This is a genomic window from Gottfriedia acidiceleris (genome assembly GCF_002128425.1).
Taxonomy (GTDB): domain Bacteria; phylum Bacillota; class Bacilli; order Bacillales; family Bacillaceae_G; genus Gottfriedia; species Gottfriedia acidiceleris.
In genome coordinates this window covers 95154-114896 of sequence record NZ_NESS01000001.1, presented here as the reverse complement: position 1 = coordinate 114896, position 19743 = coordinate 95154, and the positions used below count along the sequence as shown (strand labels likewise).

Sequence of the window (19743 nt, the reverse complement as noted above, 5' to 3'; positions counted from 1 at the left end):
TAAGTTAAATACTAATATGTTTGAAGATTTTTTTCAAAATATAGTATTTAGAATTAGACTTTTTGATGGAAAATAATTACTATTAACATTATAAGGAAGTAGGAGGAATGTGAAATGAGTATTTATGATTTTGAAGTAAAAGATAGCAAAGGCGAAGATGTATCTCTTTCAAATTATAAAGATAAAGTGATTATTGTTGTAAATACTGCAAGTGCATGTGGATATACTCCTCAATATAAAGATTTACAGGCATTATATGAAGAATATAAAGAAGAGGGATTAGTGATTCTTGGTTTTCCATGTAATCAATTTATGAATCAAGAACCAGGTTCAAATGAAGAAATTCAAAGTTTTTGTGAATTAAATTTTGGTGTAACCTTCCCTGTTTTTGGAAAAATTGATGTAAATGGTGACAAAGCAGATCCACTTTTTAAATATTTAAGCTCAAAAGCTCCAGGTATTATGGGGTTAAAATCAATAAAATGGAACTTTACTAAATTTATTATTGATAAAAATGGTGAAGTCATTGAACGATTTGCTCCTCAAACAAATCCTCAAGAGATGAGATCGACAATTGAGAAATTATTGAAAGCGTAAAATAGAATTAGATAGCTATTAATGAAATATAAAATCATAATTGTAGACTTTATCTACACTCTAAAAACCTCCACAAAAAGTGAAGGTTTTTTTTATAAATTTGATTGCCTCTTAACCTATTAATGTTTTACGGTGATAGAAAAATGATATAATATCACTAGTCGATTTATGGAGGTACGAGTATGAATCAGCAGGAAATCATATTACAATTAGAAAATTATGTTCGAAATCTTCATCAAGGTGATAGTTCTGGACATGACTGGTATCATATTGACCGGGTTAGAAACTTAGCAGTACATATTGCTCAAAAAGAAAATGCAAATCAATTCATCGTAGAGTGTGCTGCATTAGTGCACGATGTAATAGATGATAAATTACATGATAATCTTGAAGCTCAGAAAACTCAATTAGAAACAGTTCTAAATGAATTATTAAATAGTAAAGAAAACGTAAATACAATCATGTACATAATCGAAAATATCTCCTATAAAGGAGGGAATGGTGTTATTCCATCAACATTAGAAGGTAAAATTGTACAAGATGCTGATCGTTTGGATGCAATTGGAGCAATTGGAGTTGCAAGAACGTTTGCGTACGGAGGTAAAAAAGGTCGTAGTATGTTTAACCCAGAATTTAAAATAAGAGAAAACATGACGATCGAAGAATATAGAAGTGACAAAAGTTCTTCATTACATCACTTCTATGAAAAAATATTAAAACTAAAAGACTTAATGAATACAAATACAGCATTAGAATTAGCCGAGGAAAGGCATCTATTTGTAGAAAAATTCATCGATGAATTTATGAAAGAGTGGAATTTTAAAATATGAAGATTTTAAGTGTAGAAAATTTAATTAAAACGTATGGAGAAAAAACTTTATTCGATAAAATTTCATTTACCGTAAGTGAAGGTCAAAAAATTGGATTATTAGGTATAAATGGAACAGGTAAATCGAGTTTATTAAAAATTATAGCTGGGGTCGAGTCAGCAGATGAAGGAAAAATAACGACTCCAAAAGATTATGTAATAAGTTATTTGCCTCAACATGAAGACTTTGATAAAAACCAAACGATTCTCGAAGCAGTATTTGAGAGTGATGATAAAGTAATGGTTTTAGTAAAATCATATGAAAAAACATTACAAGCACTCGGAGAAGATCCATTAAATCAAAGCCTTCAAAATGAATTATTAAAATTACAAGCTGAAATGGATACATTAAATGGTTGGGATCTGGAAGCAAATGCAAAGACAATTTTATCGAAATTAGGTTTATCAAATTTAAATTTAGATGTCTCATTACTTTCAGGTGGTCAGAAGAAACGAGTAGCCTTAGCAAAAGCATTAATACATCCATGTGATTTATTAATTTTAGATGAGCCTACGAACCATTTGGATTATGAATGTATCGTGTTTTTACAAGAATACATAAAAAGACTGCAAAATGCGGTATTATTTGTCACACATGATCGTTATTTTTTAGATGAAGTTACAACAGCATTATTAGAGTTATCAAATAGTAATATCTATCGCTATGAAGGAAACTATCAGTATTATATTGAACAAAGAGCTGCCAGGGAAGAGCAAGAGGCAGCTACAAATGAAAAAAGAAACAACCTATTTAGAAGAGAATTAGCTTGGATGCGTAGAGGGGCTAAAGCTAGAACGACTAAGCAAAAAGCTCGTATTCAACGATTTGATGAACTATCGGGTAAACTTAATAATCAAGAAAAAGTAGAATTAGAGATGAACTTTCAACAAACTCGTTTAGGTAAAAAAGTTGTTGAGTTTAAACATGTTAATAAGTCATTCAATGAGAAAACGATTTTAGATAATTTTAATTTACTTTTACTTCAAACTGATCGAATTGGAATAATTGGTGAAAACGGTGCGGGTAAGACAACTTTATTGAAAATGCTTGTTGGAGAAGAACAAGTTGATTCAGGTGAAATTGAAATTGGACAAACAGTTAAAGTAGCATACTATACTCAAATACAAGAAAATGTGAAACCAACTATGAGAATGATCGATTATATTAAGGAAGAAGCAGAAGTCATTCATACCCCAGATGGAAAAACAATTTCAGCTTCACAAATGCTTGAAACATTCTTATTTCCTACTCAATCTCATGGTGTACAATTGGGTAAACTTTCTGGTGGCGAGAAAAGAAGACTCTATTTACTAAGACTGTTAATGACTGCTCCAAATTTATTATTACTTGATGAACCAACAAACGATTTAGATATCGATACGTTAACAGTTTTAGAAGACTATATCGAGAATTTTAGTGGCGTAGTAGTTACTGTATCACATGATCGTTATTTCTTAGATAAAGTTACAAATAAATTATTAATTTTCGAAGGTGAAGGAAAAATTTCATCTACATTAGAAAGCTATACGGATTATTTAGAACGACAATCTAACGAAAAACGTGAAGTCGATGTTATAAAAGAGACAATTGAAAAACCAGTTTATCAAAAAGAACAGAAGAAAAAGCGATTAACTTATCAAGAACAAAAAGAATGGGATAGCATTGAATCAGATATTGAAAAACTTGAAAATGAGATTGAGACACTAAATGAAAAATTACAAGGTGTAGGTTCTAATTTTGATGAGGCTTATAAACTTTCTAAAGAAATTGAAGAGAAAGAAGCAGGGTTAGAACAGAAAATGGAGCGTTGGTCAGTTTTAAGTGATCTAGTTGAAAGTTTAAAGTAGATTATTAAATTTGAGTTTTGGATTATTATGTCATTTTACTAATCAAGATTTTTTATTCCATAATGTATTTTTAAAAATAAAAGTTTATTTAAAATACTATTTTCCTTTTTTTACGAACTTACAATAATTTTGTATTGTAGAAAAAAATAAAGGAGATGGTAATAATGATAAACAATGTTGTAATAGTAGGAAGATTAACAAAAGAACCCATTTTACAAACTACACCGAATGGAAGGAAAACAACTTTTATTAATATTGCTACGAATGTTTATTCAGATTATCTGAAAAAAACGAGAACGAATTATGTTTCAGTAAAATTATGGGGTCAAATTGCTGAGTATGCTACTAAAAAAGCAAAAAGAGGTATGGAAGTATCGATTGAAGGTGTTATTAAAACCTCTAGTTATGTAAAGGATTCTGAAAAACCTATTTATGTGACGGAAATAATAGTTGAGAAATTTCACCTTTTTACTCGTCGATCTGAAGAATTAGCTCACAACGCAGTCGAATCAAGTACGAATGACTTTGAAGAATTCGTTAAGGCGTTACAATAGTGAGATTTTCCTCTTTTTGATAGAATGGACTAAATAACAAGAAGAGGAGATTAAGATGAAAATTAAGTCTATCGAACCAACACCAAGTCCTAATACAATGAAAGTGTTATTAGATGAGGAATTGCCATCAGGAAGTAGAAATCATTATTCTATTGATAATATTGACAAGGCACCATTAATAATACAAGAAATATTGGGGATTGAAGGAATCAAAAGTGTCTATCATGTTGCTGATTTCATTGCCATTGATCGTAAGTCAAATGCAAATTGGCAAACTATTTTACTTCAAGTCAGAAATGTATTTGGTGAAGAAGTAAATGATGAAGCTACAAATGAAACGATAATTGATAATCATTTTGGTGAGGTCCAAGTATTTGTTCAAATGTATCATAATATTCCAATGCAATTGAAATTAATTGTAAATGGTGAAGAACAAAGAGCAGCTTTACCACCATACTATAAAGAAGCAATTATGAAATTAACAACATCTTCATCAAATGTTGTATTTGAAAGACAGTGGATTGATTATGGAATTCGTTATGGTGAATTATCAACAATTGAAAAAGAAATTATTGATGAATTAACTGCTACTCACACTGAAAACGATATAAAGAATATCGTGAACGAAGTGATGACGGATCATGTTTCTAATGTAGAGAAAAAAGAAGTTCCTAAATTTGAACCATTTACTGCAGATATTTTTGAAGAAAAAGATTGGAAAAAAAGGTATGCTAGATTTATAAAAATCGATCCTACACTTGAAGATTTACCTTTACTAAAAATCGCATTAAAAGATGAGCATGTTTCAATAAGAAGATTAGCTACAGCTTATTTAGGTATGTTAAAATCAGAATTAGTGTTACCTTATTTATATGAGGCTTTAAAGGATAAGGCAGTCGGTGTAAGACGAATTGCTGGAGATTGTCTATCAGACTTAGGATATGAAGAAGCAATGCCATCTATGATTGAAGCATTAAAAGATCCAAGCAAATTAGTTAGATGGCGTGCAGCAATGTTTCTTTTTGAACTAGGTGATGAAAGTGCAATTCCAGCATTAAAAGCTGCATTAGAAGACCCAGAATTCGAAGTGAAATTACAAGTTCAGCTTGCTTTACATCGAATTGAGAATGGTGAGGAAGCACTAGGTTCAGTATGGAAACAAATGACTGAACGAAATAAATTAGAAAATGAAAAAGGAGAAACAAACTAATGAATGCATATGATGAGTACATGAAAGGGATCGTAAAACCAATGAGAGAAGAACTAACTTCAAATGGTTTTACAGAATTAACTACTGGGGAAGAAGTAGAGTCATTTATGAATGAATTAAATGATACTGCATTTTTTGTAATCAATTCAGTTTGTGGTTGTGCTGCTGGACTTGCTAGACCTTCTGCAGTCCAAGCTGTTATTGAATCAGAAAAGAAACCTGCAAATGTTATGACGGTATTTGCTGGACAAGATAAAGAAGCAACTGCAACGTTAAGAGAATATTTAGCTGACTTCCCACCTTCTTCACCGTCAATGGCAGTATTTAAAGGTAAAGAAGTAGTTGGATTTATTCCTCGCGAACAAATTGAAGGCTCAACTCCTGAAGATATTAAAGCTAGAATTCAATCTATATTTGCACAAATGTAAAAGAGGATTTTTTTCCTCTTTTTTCTTAATTAAGGAGACGTATGATTATTACAACTTGCTTAAGGCCAAATGTTTATTTAGAAAAGGAAGCTGAAAAAATTGCTTCAGACTTAAATGGACAGTTAATTCTCCGAAAAGAATTTAGCATTGAAGAAATCTACGATAAATTTAAAAAACCTATACTAGTATTAGGTAAAAATAGATTAGAATGGTATGAGGATGATCAAGCAATTCCATATTTTTTTCACCCGAACTCATCAGTTTTTAGAATTAGACGATTGAAAAAGGGTGAACATGATCCATTTTGTGACGCTTGTTTATTAACAAAAGGTGATTCACTATTAGACTGTACGCTTGGAATGGCTTCAGATAGTATTGTTGCAAGTTATGTTGTAGGTGACGAAGGAAAAGTTATAGGCTTAGAGAAAAACGAAATTATCGCTTACTTGACTAAGGTAGGTTTAAAAACAAATAAACAGAACATTTTAGATTGGTCGAATATCATTAACAAAATTGAAGTGAAAAATATAGATTACAAAGCATATTTGAAGACACTTCCAGATCAATCTTTTGATATCGTTTATTTTGATCCGATGTTTGAAAAAAATATCGAAGCCTCTTCGGGGATTGCAGCATTGAAAAATTTAGCTGCATATGATGATCTGACATATGAAGTGATTAACGAAGCTAAGCGCGTTGCCAAAAAAAGAGTAGTTTTGAAAGACCATTTTAGAAGTGAAAGATTTAAAAAATATGGATTTAATCAATTAATTCGAAAATCATCAGAATTTCACTTTGGTTATATTGAAATTAGTGAAGATCATCATTAAGAATGAATAATACATAATTAGGAGGCCGATATGAAGCAATACTTAGATTTATGTAAACACGTATTAGACAATGGCATGACAAAAACAGACCGTACTGGAACAGGAACGATTAGTACATTCGGTTATCAAATGCGATTTAATCTTCAAGAGGGCTTTCCTTTAGTAACAACTAAGAAAGTTCATTTAAAATCAATCATTCATGAATTATTATGGTTTTTAAAAGGTGACACAAACATTCAATATTTAAAAGAAAATGGTGTACGTATTTGGAATGAGTGGGCAGATGAAAATGGTAATTTAGGTCCCGTTTATGGTGAACAATGGAGATCATGGAAAGCTGCTGACGGCTCAACAATTGATCAAATTACTGAAGTGATTAATCAGATTAAAACAAATCCAGATTCTCGAAGACTGATTGTTTCTGCTTGGAATGTTGGAGAACTTGATAAAATGGCTTTAGCACCATGTCATTGTTTTTTCCAATTTTATGTGAATGATGGAAAACTTTCTTGTCAGCTTTATCAAAGAAGTGCTGACATTTTCCTAGGAGTTCCATTTAATATCGCTTCTTATGCACTATTAACAATGATGATTGCTCAAGTATGTGATTTAGAATTAGGTGATTTTGTACATACATTTGGTGACGCACATATTTATACAAATCATCTTGATCAAATAAATTTACAACTAACAAGAAAGCCTCATAATTTACCTAAAATGAAGTTAAATCCTGAAATTAAAAACATTTTTGAATTTAAATTTGAGGATTTTACATTAGAAGATTATGAATTTCATCCTGCAATCAAAGGGGTAGTTAGTGTATGATTGCTGCATTAGTTGCAATGTCAGAAAACAATGTAATCGGCTTAAATAATAAGATGCCTTGGCATCTTCCACAAGAGCTTGCTTATTTTAAAAAAGTCACTACTGGGTATACAATTATTATGGGAAGAAAAACTTTTGATTCGATTGGTAGACCACTTCCAAACCGAGAAAATATCGTTGTGACAAGACAAAAGGACTTTCAAGCAGAAGGTGTTACAGTCATTAATGATGTTATAAGTTATGTTGAAGAAAATAAAAATAAGGATTTATTTATTATCGGTGGGGCGGAAATTTTTAATTTAACATTCCCATTTTTAGATACACTTTATATTACTGAAATTGAACATAATTTTGAAGGGGATACGTTCTTCCCTAATTTTTCAAAGGAAGACTGGAATGTTAAATCTGTATCTGAAGTACAAGTCGATGAAAAATCAAAAATTAAATATAGATATTTTGTTTATGAAAAAAAGTATTGACATCTTGAATTAAAGATATTATTATGAGGTTAAGGGATTTGGTTATCCCTTAATTTTTAATAATAAATCTCGAATTAAAGATAAACGAAACTGAGAGGAAGATGTTAAGATGAAAAAATTACTTTATATTACTGCAAATCCAAATGCAATTGAAAATTCATTTGGTCTAACTGTAGGGGAAGCATTTATTAACGAGTACAAAAAAGCAAATCCTGAAAATGAAGTTGTTCATTTTGATTTATTTAAAGAAAATGTTCCTATGTTAGATGGAAATGTATTTGATGCATGGGGCAAATTAGGTAACGGTACTGCTTTTGAAGAATTAAGTGCTGATCAACAAGCTACTTTAGCTGCTATGAATCGTAACTTAGAAATTTTCACTCAAGCTGATGAGTATGTTTTTGTAACTCCATTCTGGAACTTTAGTTTCCCATCAGTTGTAAAAAACTTTATTGATAATATCTCAATTGCTGGTAAAACATTTAAATATACTGAAAATGGTCCAGTTGGTTTACTTGAGAATAAAAAAGCATTACACATTCAAGCAAGTGGTGGCGTATATTCAGAAGGTCCTGCTGCTGGAATTAATTTCTCTAGCCCATACTTAACAAGTATCTTAAACTTTGTTGGGGTTACTGATGTAACTACATTATTCGTAGAAGGTATGGCTGCTATGCCAGATAAAGCACAAGAAATTAAAGCAAATGCAATTGAAAAAGCTAAAGTTCTTGCTGCAGAATTCAGTGGCGCAAAAATTTCGAACTAAAGATTCACAATATTAAAAGAATCGGCAAATAAAAGCCGATTCTTTTTTTTTTGATTTAACTCATAAATTTTTAGGAAGTATGGATATAGGCGAAATAAGGAGATCTCAAACAGGAATATTAGTAAACATAAATGACATTTTATAATCACTTGGCTTGGCAACTTTGCCATCAATTATTGATGAACAATGGTTATTCGAATTCATCCCAAACAAAAATTGTTGAACCAGTTGGACAAATGATTGTTGAGGATATAACAACAGAATCATCGGTCACTACATTAGTGAATAATGATGAGAAAATTTCATTATTCTCACCTGAAGGCGGGTTCGTAACAAATATGATGAGTAATATTCATCATATATCACTTTCCATTTAAAGCCCTTCCAACGTAGATATTAGAACCCATTCTTTTTACTGTCTACTTTGAGGGGATAATAACACCTATGTTCTTTTTTTTTTATAGAACTGGAGTTAATTTCGAATTAAGATCTGATAATAATGGAAATATTAGGGTCTTATTAGAAAAATTGAATGTTTTGTTAGAAAATTGCAAATATAATAGAGGGTAATTCTTAATTAAGAATAATTTTGCATTTTTCTTGAAAAAAATTATGTTTTTTTAGTTTAATATTTTACAATTATCTAAAAAAGGAGGTAGTAAAATATGCTGTACCTTATTTTAATAGTTTGGCTCTTAGCGATTTTATTTTTTAAATTATTAATAAAGATGTTAAAAAACATAATTGATAAAAAAGAAAATAAAATTATTGAAAATATTAATACTCTACTATTCTCAATTATTATCATTCTTATATTATGGGCTTGCATTGGTAATATCGAGTTTTAATTTATAGAGTAAGCACGCTTACAATATATTAAGGAGGTACTGAAATGTTAGGAAAAAAATCGGGTTTATTCTTGTCAACGGCTATTGCATTATCTATATCAGTTTCAACTGTTAATGCAGACACTAAAATGTTTCTGATTTAACATATAAGGAACAACAAAAATTAATATCAAAAGGATTCGATGTTGAAACCATTGAAAGACTTGATACTAAGGAAATAAAAAATATCTTAAAAAATGATAGTGTTAGATACGGTAGTTCATCTACTAAGTCTTATGAATTACTTTTAAGAAAAGTTGTTGATGGAGAAATTGATTTTTCTTATGCAAATAAACCATTAATGTTACCATTAAGCAAAATAGAATTTGAAAATTTTAAAATAAATAAAGAAGAAGTTATTATTAAAAAATTGAACGAACTAAGTATTAACCCCACTATAAGTTCAGAAGAAAAAGAGCTTGCTACATACTATAAAAAAATTGAAAATGAATTTGTTAATAGTGAAAAAAGTGGAGCAATATCAACAATGGGTGTTAGTAGTAAAAAAAAATCAGAGAATATGGATGGAGCTACTTTGACTGCGTGGGTAGATGACTACAGATCTGATGATACCAAAACATTTGGTCATGTACTTGGTATTAACTGGGAGTGGAGTATTTCACCGAATCAAACATGGACAGATACTGTTGGTTTTACTTGGAGCGGAGAATATTGGGCAGAAGATGATAGTTTTTATGACGGATATTATACTAATGGCATAACTAGGAAGGATATTCCAATTAATGTGAAAGCGCATGCGGCTGAGTCTAAATATGACATACGTGGTGCGTCTGGTGTTTACAAAGGCTCTGGTAGAATGTACCTTAGAATAATGCAAACTAAAAGTAAAGTTCCTGAGGATGAATATTTTAATTTATACGGTGCATACGCTCATAAGTATATAAGTATTGGCAGCATCACTCTTTCAGCTGATTCGGGTTACAGACCAACGTTCAGTACTTCAGGGGCAGTAAGCTGGAATAGATTAGACGAAAATCCTTTCGTTTCAATCTTAACTCATTAAATATGGTTTATCGTACTAATAAGTAATAAACGAAAAAAGGGCCTGGTTCGCCCTTTTTTCGTTTAATAACTTCTCTATCTTCTTTAATTTTAATTTCAACTAATGCCATAACTCGTACAACATAATCAGGAAGTTTTTGTTAAACTTTTCAAGAAGTTATTAGTTTTAGTAAACATTGAAGGTATTTGAGAGGATAGATAGGACTAAACCTTAGAGGTATGGATCACTTATTGAAATAATCCTGTATGATTATGTCATAAATCCTGGAACCGCTATTAATCAGCCCACTGCTTTTAACAATTGTCCGGTAGTTTTTTACCTTTTCTGTTGATCGAATTGATTTTACGTTTTTTACTGTTTCTACATTTAGCTTTGTCTACTCGATTCAAGTATCTTGTCTACGATTTCAATCCCTTAATTGCTACTTATATATTTTTAGTACGAAATGCTTACATACTCTTAAAAGCCAAACACGATGAATAATACTTTTCAAGTGGTTGGGCATTTTGTATAATAATTAACATACTCAATTATCGGAGGATTAATATGTTTCGCACAATATTTGCTGCAACACGCATTGTCATTGGTGTAATTGAAGCAAAGCTAAAATTATCATCAGTAAAAAAATTACCAAAAGAATTACCTGTACATGAAAGAGATCGTAGAATGCACGAATTTCCTGATTATTTCGGGAAAATGATGATTGGTTGTACTGGTAGTAACGTAAAGGTTGAAGGGTTAGAAAATATACCTAGAGACCAGGGTGTCCTATTTGTGAGTAATCATCAAAGTAATTTTGACATTCCACTATTATTAGGCTATTTAAATAAGCCAATCGGATTTATTGCAAAAATCGAATTAAAGAAACTACCGATCGTACCACATTGGATGGAACAAATGCATAGTGTATTTATGGATAGAAGTGATCGAAGACAATCACTTAAAGCTATAAAAGAAGGCATAGATAAACTAAAAAACGGTCATTCACTAGTTATCTTTCCAGAAGGTACTAGAAGTAAAAGTAGTAAAATTGGAGAATTTAAATCAGGTAGTTTCCATTTAGCAACTAAATCAGGAGTACCTGTTATTCCTGTAAGAATTGAAGGGACATATAACATTTTAGAAGCTAATGGTAATCGAATCAAACCAGCAAATGTTACACTTAAAGTATATCCACCAGTTTATCCCGAACAAATTGGAATAACTGATCCAAAAGAATTAACTAACTATATTAAAGAGATTATTGAAAAATAAACGAAAACGCTTAAAAACTTGATTATCAGACTGATTGCAAGCGCTTGTCTTTCGAGGCGAGAAGCTTGGTGAGGAGCGGGGTTACCTTTGATGGTAATGAGCACCGTAGACAGGCGAAGCAACGAAGAAAGCGAACGTTTGTCAACAGTCTGAAGCGCTCATTTAAAAATGGAGCGCTTTTTTTAAACAACAAATTTAACTATACAAAAATACATAGAGGCACTACCTAATAATACAAATAAATGCCATATTGCATGACTATATGGCCATCTTTTGACTAGAAAAAAAATTGTGCCGATCGAATAAAATAGCCCTCCTAATAATAAGTAGAAAAATCCTATCCCAGATAGTCCCACATAAATAGGCTTAATTGCAAAAATCATTAGCCAGCCCATCATTAAATAAACGATGGTTGAAAATAATTCAAACCTATTAACATATATAAATTTAAAAATTACACCTGAAACTGCCAAACCCCAAATAATTGTAAATAAGGACCAGCCTATCTTTCCTCTTAATGTTATGAGTAAAAATGGAGTATATGTTCCAGCAATTAATAAATAAATTGCAGAGTGATCTAAAATTGTAAATAACCTAATTAGTTTTGGGTCTCTGACGCTATGGAGTAATGTTGAGCAAATATATAGTAGCAACATAGACAAACCAAAGATTGTAAAGGAAATTAAATGCCAAGGTGTCCCTTTATTCATAGCCTTATTAATTAAATAATATAGTGCTGGGATACTCAGTAATGCACCAATCCCATGAGTAATAGCATTTGCTAATTCTTCTTTCATTGATCTACTCATAAAAATGCCTCCTATTTTAATTGAATCATTTTTATCCTTGAGAGTATTATGAACAAATCTAGAGATTTAATGTTTTCAATATTTTTTAGCTGTATGTATAATTTTGACAGGTCATTTTCAACGTTTCTTCGAAAAACAGACATATATGGTAATCTGAAATTAAACAAAATTATTTAATCGGAGGTAGGTATATATGTTACTCATAAAAAATGGTGAAATATTTACACCAAAATCAATAGGTAAAAACGATATTTTAATATCGAATGAAAAATTTGAGTTTGTTCATGAAAAAATAGACATTTCCTCATCTTCTGTACCTATACAAATATTGGATGCATCTGCCTACTATATTGTGCCTGGCTTCATTGATGCACATGTTCATCTGATAGGCGGTGGAGGTGAAGGTGGCTTTAAAACAAGAACACCAGAATTATTGTTGTCTAATTGTATTAAAGGAGGTATCACCACCGTTGTAGGAGTAATAGGTACAGATGGAACGACAAGAACAATGGCTAGCTTACTAGCTAAATGCAGAGCACTAGAGGAAGAAGGAATAACTTCATTTGTCTACACAGGCTCGTACCAAACACCTGTCAAAACGTTATTTAATAAAATTGAAGAAGACATTATCCTAATTGATAAGATTATTGGTGTAGGAGAAATAGCAATCTCTGACCATCGATCATCTCAACCGACAAAAGAAGAATTTGCAAGAATAGCTGCACAAGCTCGAAATGGTGGCTTGCTTTCAGGAAAGTCCGGCGTTGTGAATGTACATATAGGAGATAGTAGAAAAATGTTATCAATGATCGAGGAGATTGTAGAAGAAACCGAACTACCAATCACTCAATTTTACCCAACACATATCAACCGAAATAGCTATTTATTTGAAGCAGGAATTAACTTTGCTAAAAAAGGAGGGTATATTGATTTTACAACTAGCTCGATCCCGCACTTTTTGAATAATGGTGAAGTGAAATGTAGCGTAGGATTGAAAAGAATGCTCAATTCAGGTGTTAACATTGAACAAATCACGTTTACATCAGATGGACAAGGAAGTCTACCCGATTTTGATGAAAATGGGATATTAAGAGGCATGAAGGTTGGAAGAGTAAGCAGTTTATATAACGAAGTAAAAGACGCAATTTTAAATGAAGGCATCAAGATTGAAGATGCAATTAGCGTAATAACTAAAAATCCAGCCAAAATATTAAAATTACAAAAAGGACAAATTAAAAATGGATATGATGCAGATTTAGTCTTCCTAAATAAAGCCACACTAGAAATAGAAGCAGTTATTTCAAAAGGAAAAATCATGATGCAAGATAAGGAAGTATTAGTAAAAGGTACGTTTGAATGAATTTATTTTAAGTATATAGTAAAGAGAGAAGTACAAAGCAACACTTGCTTTCAGCGATTAAATATAAATGAGTTTATACTTTAATGGCTTTTTAAAATTAAAATTGTGAATTTAGCTGATATACTACCTGTTTTTTATATTATTTTCCTATCTCCAACCTCAAATTTCCTCTTCGATGCACTTTTCAACGAATAAAAGAATAATCGAAAATTAATACTAGAAATAATTGTATTCGAATGAGGTGAATGATTTGTATATAAAAAAGACTGCATTAATCTTAATTTCGATAATTGCAGTCGTCATTTCGGCTTGCAGTAATAATCAAGAAACAAGTAATACTTTCAAAATCGGGATCGTTTCAAATTCAAATGGAAAAAACAACAGTTATTTAAACTCAATTGCAATGAAAGGTATTGTTAAATTTGCAAAAGAGGAAAATTTAAAAAAAGATAAAAATTATAAATACATTACAACAACAAGTAATAAAAGTTTTGAAAAGAAAATTACTAAAATGGCTGATTCAAATTATGATTTAATTATTGGAATAGGTAATAATTTATCTACAGTAATGAATAAGGTTGCAGAAAATTATAAGAGTACTAAATTTGGGTTAATTGATTCAAGGGTAGACCAACCAAATGTAATTAGTATTAATTTTACTGAACAAGACGGAAGTTTTTTAGCAGGTGTAATAGCAGCGATGAAAACAAAAACAAAAAAAATTGGATTTATCGGTGGAGATGACAACGAAATTATTAACAGATATAAATATGGCTTTATTTCTGGAGTAAAATCAGTAAATAAAGAAATTGAAGTTCTAACAGCGAATTCAAATACCTTTAACGATCCTAAAATAGGATCAAGAATAGCAGGCGACTTTTTTAGTAAAGACGTTGATATTATTTTTCCTGTAACGGGTTTAACAAATAAAGGCGTATTTACTACTGCAAAAAAGATTAGGAGATCAAATCAAGGAGAAGTATGGGTAATAGGAGCTGACCGTAATGAGTATAAACACGGTTTACCTGAAAACGTAACTCTTTTCTCACTTGTAAAAAAAATTGATCAAGCAGTTTACGATTTAGCCAAACAAACAAAATCAAATGAATTTCATGGTGGTAAAACGTTAATTTATGGTTTAAATGAAGATGGTATAAAATTAATACTGGCGGATAATAATGTTGAGGACCCAATTTTAGTAAAGGTTAATGAATATAAGGAAAAAATTCAAACAGGTGCTTTAGTAGTACCTAGTAATAAAAAAGAGTATTTACAGTTTAAAGAAAAATTGATATAAATTTTTTAAAAAAATCAATTTGATAATAATATTATGTAAACTAATGTTTGATAAGTTATTAAAATTTATTAAAATTCCTTGAAATTATTTGACGAATGAACAAATTTTTGACAATATTACTATATAAGGAAAGTTTGGTACTTACTTATTAATAGTGGATGGAAGTTGGGGGAAAATAATGGCTAACATAGGCTTTCCAGGTTTAATATTAATTCTAATTTTAGCTTTAATTATATTTGGACCAAAGAAATTACCTGAAATCGGAAGAGCATTTGGAGATACACTTAGAGAATTTAAGCGTTCTACACAAGGATTAACAAATGATCTTTTAGAAGACAAAGACGAAAAGAACGGCAAATAAATCAGTAAAAGACTCGGTAAAAGTACCGAGTTTTTTTTTTGGAAAAATTTATCCTTTTATTACCCTACCTTTAACTTAAATTCCTCCTCTTGTCAATATGATTTTCAAAGAATTATTGAACTTTTAATGGAACTTTAATATTTACTGTTAACTGAAAATAAAAATGATATAATTAATTAGCTTTGCAAAATTTGTAGAATTTTAGAGAAGAAAGATGTGAATTGATTGGCAAACATTAAGATTGTAACTGACTCAACAGCCGACTTATTAAAAGAAGAAATTGAAAATTTAAATATAACAGTCATTCCTTTAACAATTCAAATAAATGGTGGAACATATTTAGATGGAGTTAATATATCTCCAAAGCAATTTATTGATGAAATGCAACAATCAGTCGAATTGCCAAAGACATCCCAACCAGCTGTAGGAACATTTGTTGAAACATTTGAAAAATTGACAGCTGATGGTAGTAAAGTTATTTCAATTCACTTATCTAGTGGGTTAAGTGGTACTTATTCAACTGCATGTGCAGCTGCAGGGATGGTTGATGGTGATGTAACAGTAATTGATTCAGCTTTTATTACAAGAGCAATGGCTTTTCAAGTCATCGAGGCAGCACAGATGGCAGAAGACGGATCCACTGTTGAAGACATTGTTAACCGCGTTACGGAAATAAAAAATAGTACGTATTTATATATTATGGTAGATACACTTGAAAATTTAGTTAAAGGTGGAAGAATTGGTAAGGGTAAAGCATTCATTGGGTCATTGCTAAATATTAAACCAATTGCATCACTTGAGGGAGGAGTTTATTCTCCAGTTGGTAAAGTGCGTAGCCATCAGCAAGTAGTAAAAACTTTAACTAAATATTTTGAACAAGATACACTTGGAAAAGCGATTAAAGGTGTAGGAATTGCACATGCAGATGCTCCAGAGCTTGCAGAGAATCTTAGAAATTCGATTCAACAGCTAACGAATATTGAATTAAATGAAACTGATTATACAACTCCAGTAATTAGTACACATACAGGAAAAGGTGCTATAGGTTTCGTTTTTTATGCTGAATAGATTTCATATTCAACAGTTTATTTTTAAACATAGGAAAAGAAGAAGCTTAATAAATGGCTTCTTCTTTTTTATTTCCAACTTTTGAATGGTGAATTGTTTCGCCTAGTAAAGAAATTTTAAGCTTTTCAGGTTTTATTTTTTTCCTTTTCCATTCAGAACATAATCGCTCTAAAGCTTCTAAAGGAGTATCGTCTGCAAGTTTAAATGTTCCGTAATGCATTGGAATAAATAGCTTTGCGTTTAAATCTAAAAACGCTTGAACAGCTTCTTCAGGTGACATATGGTTGTGTTTCATAAACCATTCAGGTTCATATGCTCCGATTGGAATGATTGCTGTATCAATTTGAAATCTTTTACCGATTTCTTTGAAGCCTGAAAAATAAGCACTATCACCAACATGATATATGCATTCATTTGACGTTTTGAATACAAATCCACCCCAATGTGACTTATTCCTGTCAAATAAAGTTCTCTTCGTCCAATGTTGAGAAGGTACAAATGAAATATCGATCCCCAAATAGCCCCTTGTCTCCCACCATTTCATTTCATGGACATTTTTAAAGCCTTTACTAACAAATTTTTGTTTTAAGCCGATTGGTAAAATAAATAGTGTTTTTTTAGGGAAATGCCTCAATGTATTAAAATCTAGATGATCATAGTGACCATGAGAAATACAAATTATGTCTATTGGAGGTAATTCTGATATAAGTATTCCTGGTTTTGACAATCGTTTTTTTAAAGCCATTTGATTAGCATAAACAGGATCTGTTAATATATTGATTCCTTTTAATTGAATTAAAAATGTAGAGTGTCCTATCCAAGTAATTGTTGTTTCATCACGATTTTGCTTTAAATAGGAGATTTTTTTCTGACTACATTGTTGAATTACACTACTATAATCCTTTTTTGTCTTACTTCTTTCTATTCCGCATTTGATAAAATCTTTAAAAGTTTTACGATAACTCGTGTCTAAATTTTCATATTTTTTATTGGCCATTATCATTCATCCTTTCAAGATTCTTTATCAATATGTTTAGTTTAACTTTACTTTGTAAAAGTATCATTTGAAAAATTTTAAATATATATGTTAATTAATTTAAAATATTAGAAAGAAACTACCTGTTTTTGATACAATGGACAAGTACAATGCAACATAGGGGGATAAGAATGAAGAGAAATACGGTATTTATGACATTAATAATGATTTTATGTCTTGCATTATTAAGTGGCTGTGGAAATAAAATTGATAATCCTTTAAATTGGGATTTAGAAAAATTTACATACACTAACCAAGACGGTAAGACTTTTGGGACAAAAGATTTAAAAGGAAAAGTCTGGCTAACAGATTTTATCTTTACAAGTTGTGAAACAGTTTGTCCTCCAATGACAGCAAATATGGCAAAACTTCAACAAAAGGCTGCAGAGAAGAAGTTGAATGTAGACTTCATCTCATTTAGTATTGATCCTGAAGTTGATACGCCACAATTATTAACTACATTCGCAAATAAATTTAATGCTGATTTTAGTAATTGGAATTTCTTAACGGGATATTCTCAAAAACAGATTGAAAAATTTGCATCTGAAAATTTTAAAACGATTGTTAAGAAGCCTGAAAACAATTCACAAGTTATCCATGGTACTAAATTTTATTTAATTGATCAAGATGGAAAAATCGTTAAAGATTATAGTGGTGTAAGTAATGTGCCATTTGATGAAATCTTATCTGATATCGAAACATTGACAGGGAAATAATGCTGCATTTTTAGTAAAAAAAAATATATTTATTTAATAAAAAACTGAGTTTCTAAATGATACTCAGTTTTTTTGTTTAATTTGAATTAAGTTAATTATCTGATCACCACTACCTAAAAAAGTCGGTTAAAACCCGACCACATCGGATACTCTTACGGTTGTCGGTGTTTCAATCAGTTTTATTTTTTAATCTAAAAAGATTTGTTTTTGGTATTCAGGTAATTTTGTACCTTTTATAACAAGCATACCGTTTTCGTACGATGCTGATGCAGTTGTTGCATTAATTGGAAAAGGTAATTTAACGACCCTTTGGGATTGGCTATAAGAATATTTTTTATAGGAGTAGTTTGATTGATCATTTTGTACTTCAGTTGTTGTATCAGTTTTTAAGCCAATTGTTAAGATTGTACCTTCAAGGTCCATATAAATTTGTTCTTTACTTACACCTGGCATACTTGCCTGAATGATTAATTCCTCACCGTTTTCAATGATCTCTACACCGATTGAAGAAAAAACTCCGTGTTTATGAAAGAATTTATCAATTTCATCAAAAAGACCTCTAATAGGCGACTGATCTATTAGATCATCCACCTTTTTTAAATAATGTTGAAGATCAATAGATGAATGACTTTGTTTTTCATCTTGAGCGTTGTTTTTTTCTTTTTCACTCATATTCATACCTCCTATCATTCTGACTAACGCAGTATATGTAAGGAGCCTAAACACTGTGCATGTTTAGATGTAGGGAAAATGTGAAAAAGATGAATACTAATGTTGAAAATCACTTTTAGTAAAGTACAATGAATGGAAAGAAAAAACGTGAGAAGAGGAAGTAGAATGGAAATACTTTTAGCAACAAAAGATGATGTATTAGAAATTGTAACAATTTATAATGATGCAATTTTAAATACTAAAGCCACATTTGATACGAAAGTAAAAACGGAAGAAGAAATGCTAAAATGGTTTTCTAACCATACAGAACTTTACCCAGTAATTGTTTCTAAAGAAAATGGTCTAGTAACTGGTTATTGCTCACTTACACAGTTTAAGGAAAAAGATGCATATAAACACACGGTTGAACTATCTGTATATATTCATTCTGACCATCGTCGTAAAGGGCTAGCAAAAGCATTAATGACTGAAATGATTGAAACTGCTAAAAAATTAGGTCATTTTACAATTATTTCTTGTATTACTAGCGGAAATGAAGTTAGTGAAAAATTACATGAGAAATTAGGTTTTAAAAAGGTAGGTCATTTTTACAAAGTAGGCCAGAAATTTAATCAATGGCTAGATATTGTATATTATCAATTAATGTTATAGTACAAATTCTACAATCTAGAAGGGATAAATTGAAAAAAACAGAGTCTTTCGAGACGCGAAACCCGGTGAGGAGCGGAATTACCTTTGACGGATATGAGCATCGCTCAACAGGCGAAGCAACGAAGAAAGCGAGCGGTTTGGCGGGCAGTCTAGCACTCAGGTTTACCTGGGTGTTTTTAAATGTAAAAAGGCCGTATTATTCA

At 30.8% G+C, this 19743-nt stretch carries 22 protein-coding genes; 19 read left to right on the top strand and 3 right to left on the bottom strand.

What is annotated here, in order from left to right; genetic code table 11:
- Positions 1-114: 114 nt before the first annotated feature.
- From B6K90_RS00575 to B6K90_RS00510, 13 genes are all read left to right on the top strand, one after another.
- Positions 115-597 (top strand): glutathione peroxidase, encoded by a 483-nt coding sequence (locus tag B6K90_RS00575; protein WP_088010614.1) that lies wholly within the window; start codon positions 115-117, stop codon positions 595-597.
- A 182-nt stretch (positions 598-779) separates the two neighbouring features.
- Entirely contained in the window at positions 780-1427 is a 648-nt protein-coding gene (locus B6K90_RS00570) for an HD domain-containing protein (protein ID WP_088010613.1), read from the top strand.
- Positions 1424-3313, top strand: a complete 1890-nt coding sequence (locus B6K90_RS00565) for an ABC-F family ATP-binding cassette domain-containing protein (protein WP_088010612.1) — start codon at positions 1424-1426, stop codon at positions 3311-3313. Before B6K90_RS00570 ends, B6K90_RS00565 begins: the two co-directional genes overlap by 4 nt.
- Positions 3314-3477: 164 nt before the next feature.
- Positions 3478-3867, top strand: a complete 390-nt coding sequence (locus B6K90_RS00560) for a single-stranded DNA-binding protein (protein ID WP_167555236.1) — start codon at positions 3478-3480, stop codon at positions 3865-3867.
- Positions 3868-3922: 55 nt separating this feature from the next.
- Positions 3923-5077, top strand: a complete 1155-nt coding sequence (locus B6K90_RS00555) for a conserved virulence factor C family protein (RefSeq protein ID WP_088010610.1) — start codon at positions 3923-3925, stop codon at positions 5075-5077.
- Positions 5077-5505 (top strand): BrxA/BrxB family bacilliredoxin, encoded by a 429-nt coding sequence (locus tag B6K90_RS00550; RefSeq protein ID WP_025672116.1) that lies wholly within the window; start codon positions 5077-5079, stop codon positions 5503-5505. Before B6K90_RS00555 ends, B6K90_RS00550 begins: the two co-directional genes overlap by 1 nt.
- 41 nt (positions 5506-5546) lie before the next feature.
- Complete coding sequence (locus B6K90_RS00545) at positions 5547-6335, top strand: class I SAM-dependent methyltransferase (RefSeq protein ID WP_088010609.1); 789 nt, start codon at positions 5547-5549, stop codon at positions 6333-6335.
- A gap of 30 nt (positions 6336-6365) precedes the next feature.
- Entirely contained in the window at positions 6366-7160 is a 795-nt protein-coding gene (locus tag B6K90_RS00540) for a thymidylate synthase (RefSeq protein ID WP_088010608.1), read from the top strand.
- The gene (locus tag B6K90_RS00535) at positions 7157-7639 is read left to right on the top strand and encodes a dihydrofolate reductase (protein WP_088010607.1); all 483 of its coding nucleotides are present in this window, start codon (positions 7157-7159) and stop codon (positions 7637-7639) included. The genes B6K90_RS00540 and B6K90_RS00535 overlap by 4 nt, the downstream gene beginning before the upstream one ends.
- A gap of 109 nt (positions 7640-7748) precedes the next feature.
- Complete coding sequence (locus B6K90_RS00530; RefSeq protein ID WP_088010606.1) at positions 7749-8405, top strand: FMN-dependent NADH-azoreductase; 657 nt, start codon at positions 7749-7751, stop codon at positions 8403-8405.
- 131 nt (positions 8406-8536) lie between these two features.
- Positions 8537-8782 carry a hypothetical protein gene (locus tag B6K90_RS00525; RefSeq protein ID WP_088010605.1) on the top strand — a complete coding sequence of 82 codons (246 nt, stop codon included), beginning with the start codon at positions 8537-8539 and terminating at the stop codon, positions 8780-8782.
- An 880-nt stretch (positions 8783-9662) separates the two neighbouring features.
- Positions 9663-10316: a hypothetical protein gene (locus B6K90_RS00515; RefSeq protein WP_167555235.1), complete on the top strand. Its 654-nt coding sequence runs from the start codon at positions 9663-9665 to the stop codon at positions 10314-10316.
- Between the two features lie 546 nt (positions 10317-10862).
- The gene (locus B6K90_RS00510) at positions 10863-11570 is read left to right on the top strand and encodes a lysophospholipid acyltransferase family protein (protein WP_088010602.1); all 708 of its coding nucleotides are present in this window, start codon (positions 10863-10865) and stop codon (positions 11568-11570) included.
- A 182-nt stretch (positions 11571-11752) separates the two neighbouring features.
- Here the strand turns inward: B6K90_RS00510 and trhA are convergent, their stop codons facing one another.
- Positions 11753-12379: a PAQR family membrane homeostasis protein TrhA gene (gene trhA, locus B6K90_RS00505; protein WP_088010601.1), complete on the bottom strand. Its 627-nt coding sequence runs from the start codon at positions 12377-12379 to the stop codon at positions 11753-11755.
- A gap of 193 nt (positions 12380-12572) precedes the next feature.
- Here trhA and iadA point away from each other — a divergent pair, with 193 nt between their 5' ends.
- The 4 genes from iadA (at position 12573) to B6K90_RS00485 (ending at position 16465) form a co-directional block, all read left to right on the top strand.
- On the top strand, positions 12573-13739 hold the full coding sequence (gene iadA, locus B6K90_RS00500) for a beta-aspartyl-peptidase (protein ID WP_088010600.1): 1167 nt from the start codon (positions 12573-12575) through the stop codon (positions 13737-13739).
- Positions 13740-13989: 250 nt separating this feature from the next.
- Positions 13990-15036, top strand: coding sequence for a BMP family lipoprotein (locus tag B6K90_RS00495; protein WP_088010599.1), 1047 nt, complete (start codon positions 13990-13992; stop codon positions 15034-15036).
- A 175-nt stretch (positions 15037-15211) separates the two neighbouring features.
- Positions 15212-15397, top strand: coding sequence for a twin-arginine translocase TatA/TatE family subunit (locus B6K90_RS00490; RefSeq protein WP_025672166.1), 186 nt, complete (start codon positions 15212-15214; stop codon positions 15395-15397).
- A 225-nt stretch (positions 15398-15622) separates the two neighbouring features.
- Positions 15623-16465: a DegV family protein gene (locus tag B6K90_RS00485; RefSeq protein ID WP_088010598.1), complete on the top strand. Its 843-nt coding sequence runs from the start codon at positions 15623-15625 to the stop codon at positions 16463-16465.
- Positions 16466-16511: 46 nt separating this feature from the next.
- On the opposite strand, the gene B6K90_RS00480 is transcribed toward B6K90_RS00485, so the two are convergent.
- The gene (locus tag B6K90_RS00480) at positions 16512-17468 is read right to left on the bottom strand and encodes an MBL fold metallo-hydrolase (RefSeq protein ID WP_088010597.1); all 957 of its coding nucleotides are present in this window, start codon (positions 17466-17468) and stop codon (positions 16512-16514) included.
- A 164-nt stretch (positions 17469-17632) separates the two neighbouring features.
- On the opposite strand from B6K90_RS00480, the gene B6K90_RS00475 reads away from it, so the two are divergent.
- The gene (locus B6K90_RS00475) at positions 17633-18217 is read left to right on the top strand and encodes an SCO family protein (protein WP_088010596.1); all 585 of its coding nucleotides are present in this window, start codon (positions 17633-17635) and stop codon (positions 18215-18217) included.
- Between the two features lie 186 nt (positions 18218-18403).
- Here the strand turns inward: B6K90_RS00475 and B6K90_RS00470 are convergent, their stop codons facing one another.
- Positions 18404-18889, bottom strand: a complete 486-nt coding sequence (locus tag B6K90_RS00470) for an Hsp20/alpha crystallin family protein (protein WP_167555234.1) — start codon at positions 18887-18889, stop codon at positions 18404-18406.
- Positions 18890-19054: 165 nt separating this feature from the next.
- Here B6K90_RS00470 and B6K90_RS00465 point away from each other — a divergent pair, with 165 nt between their 5' ends.
- On the top strand, positions 19055-19540 hold the full coding sequence (locus B6K90_RS00465; protein ID WP_167555233.1) for a GNAT family N-acetyltransferase: 486 nt from the start codon (positions 19055-19057) through the stop codon (positions 19538-19540).
- The last annotated feature ends 203 nt before the right edge of the window (positions 19541-19743 follow it).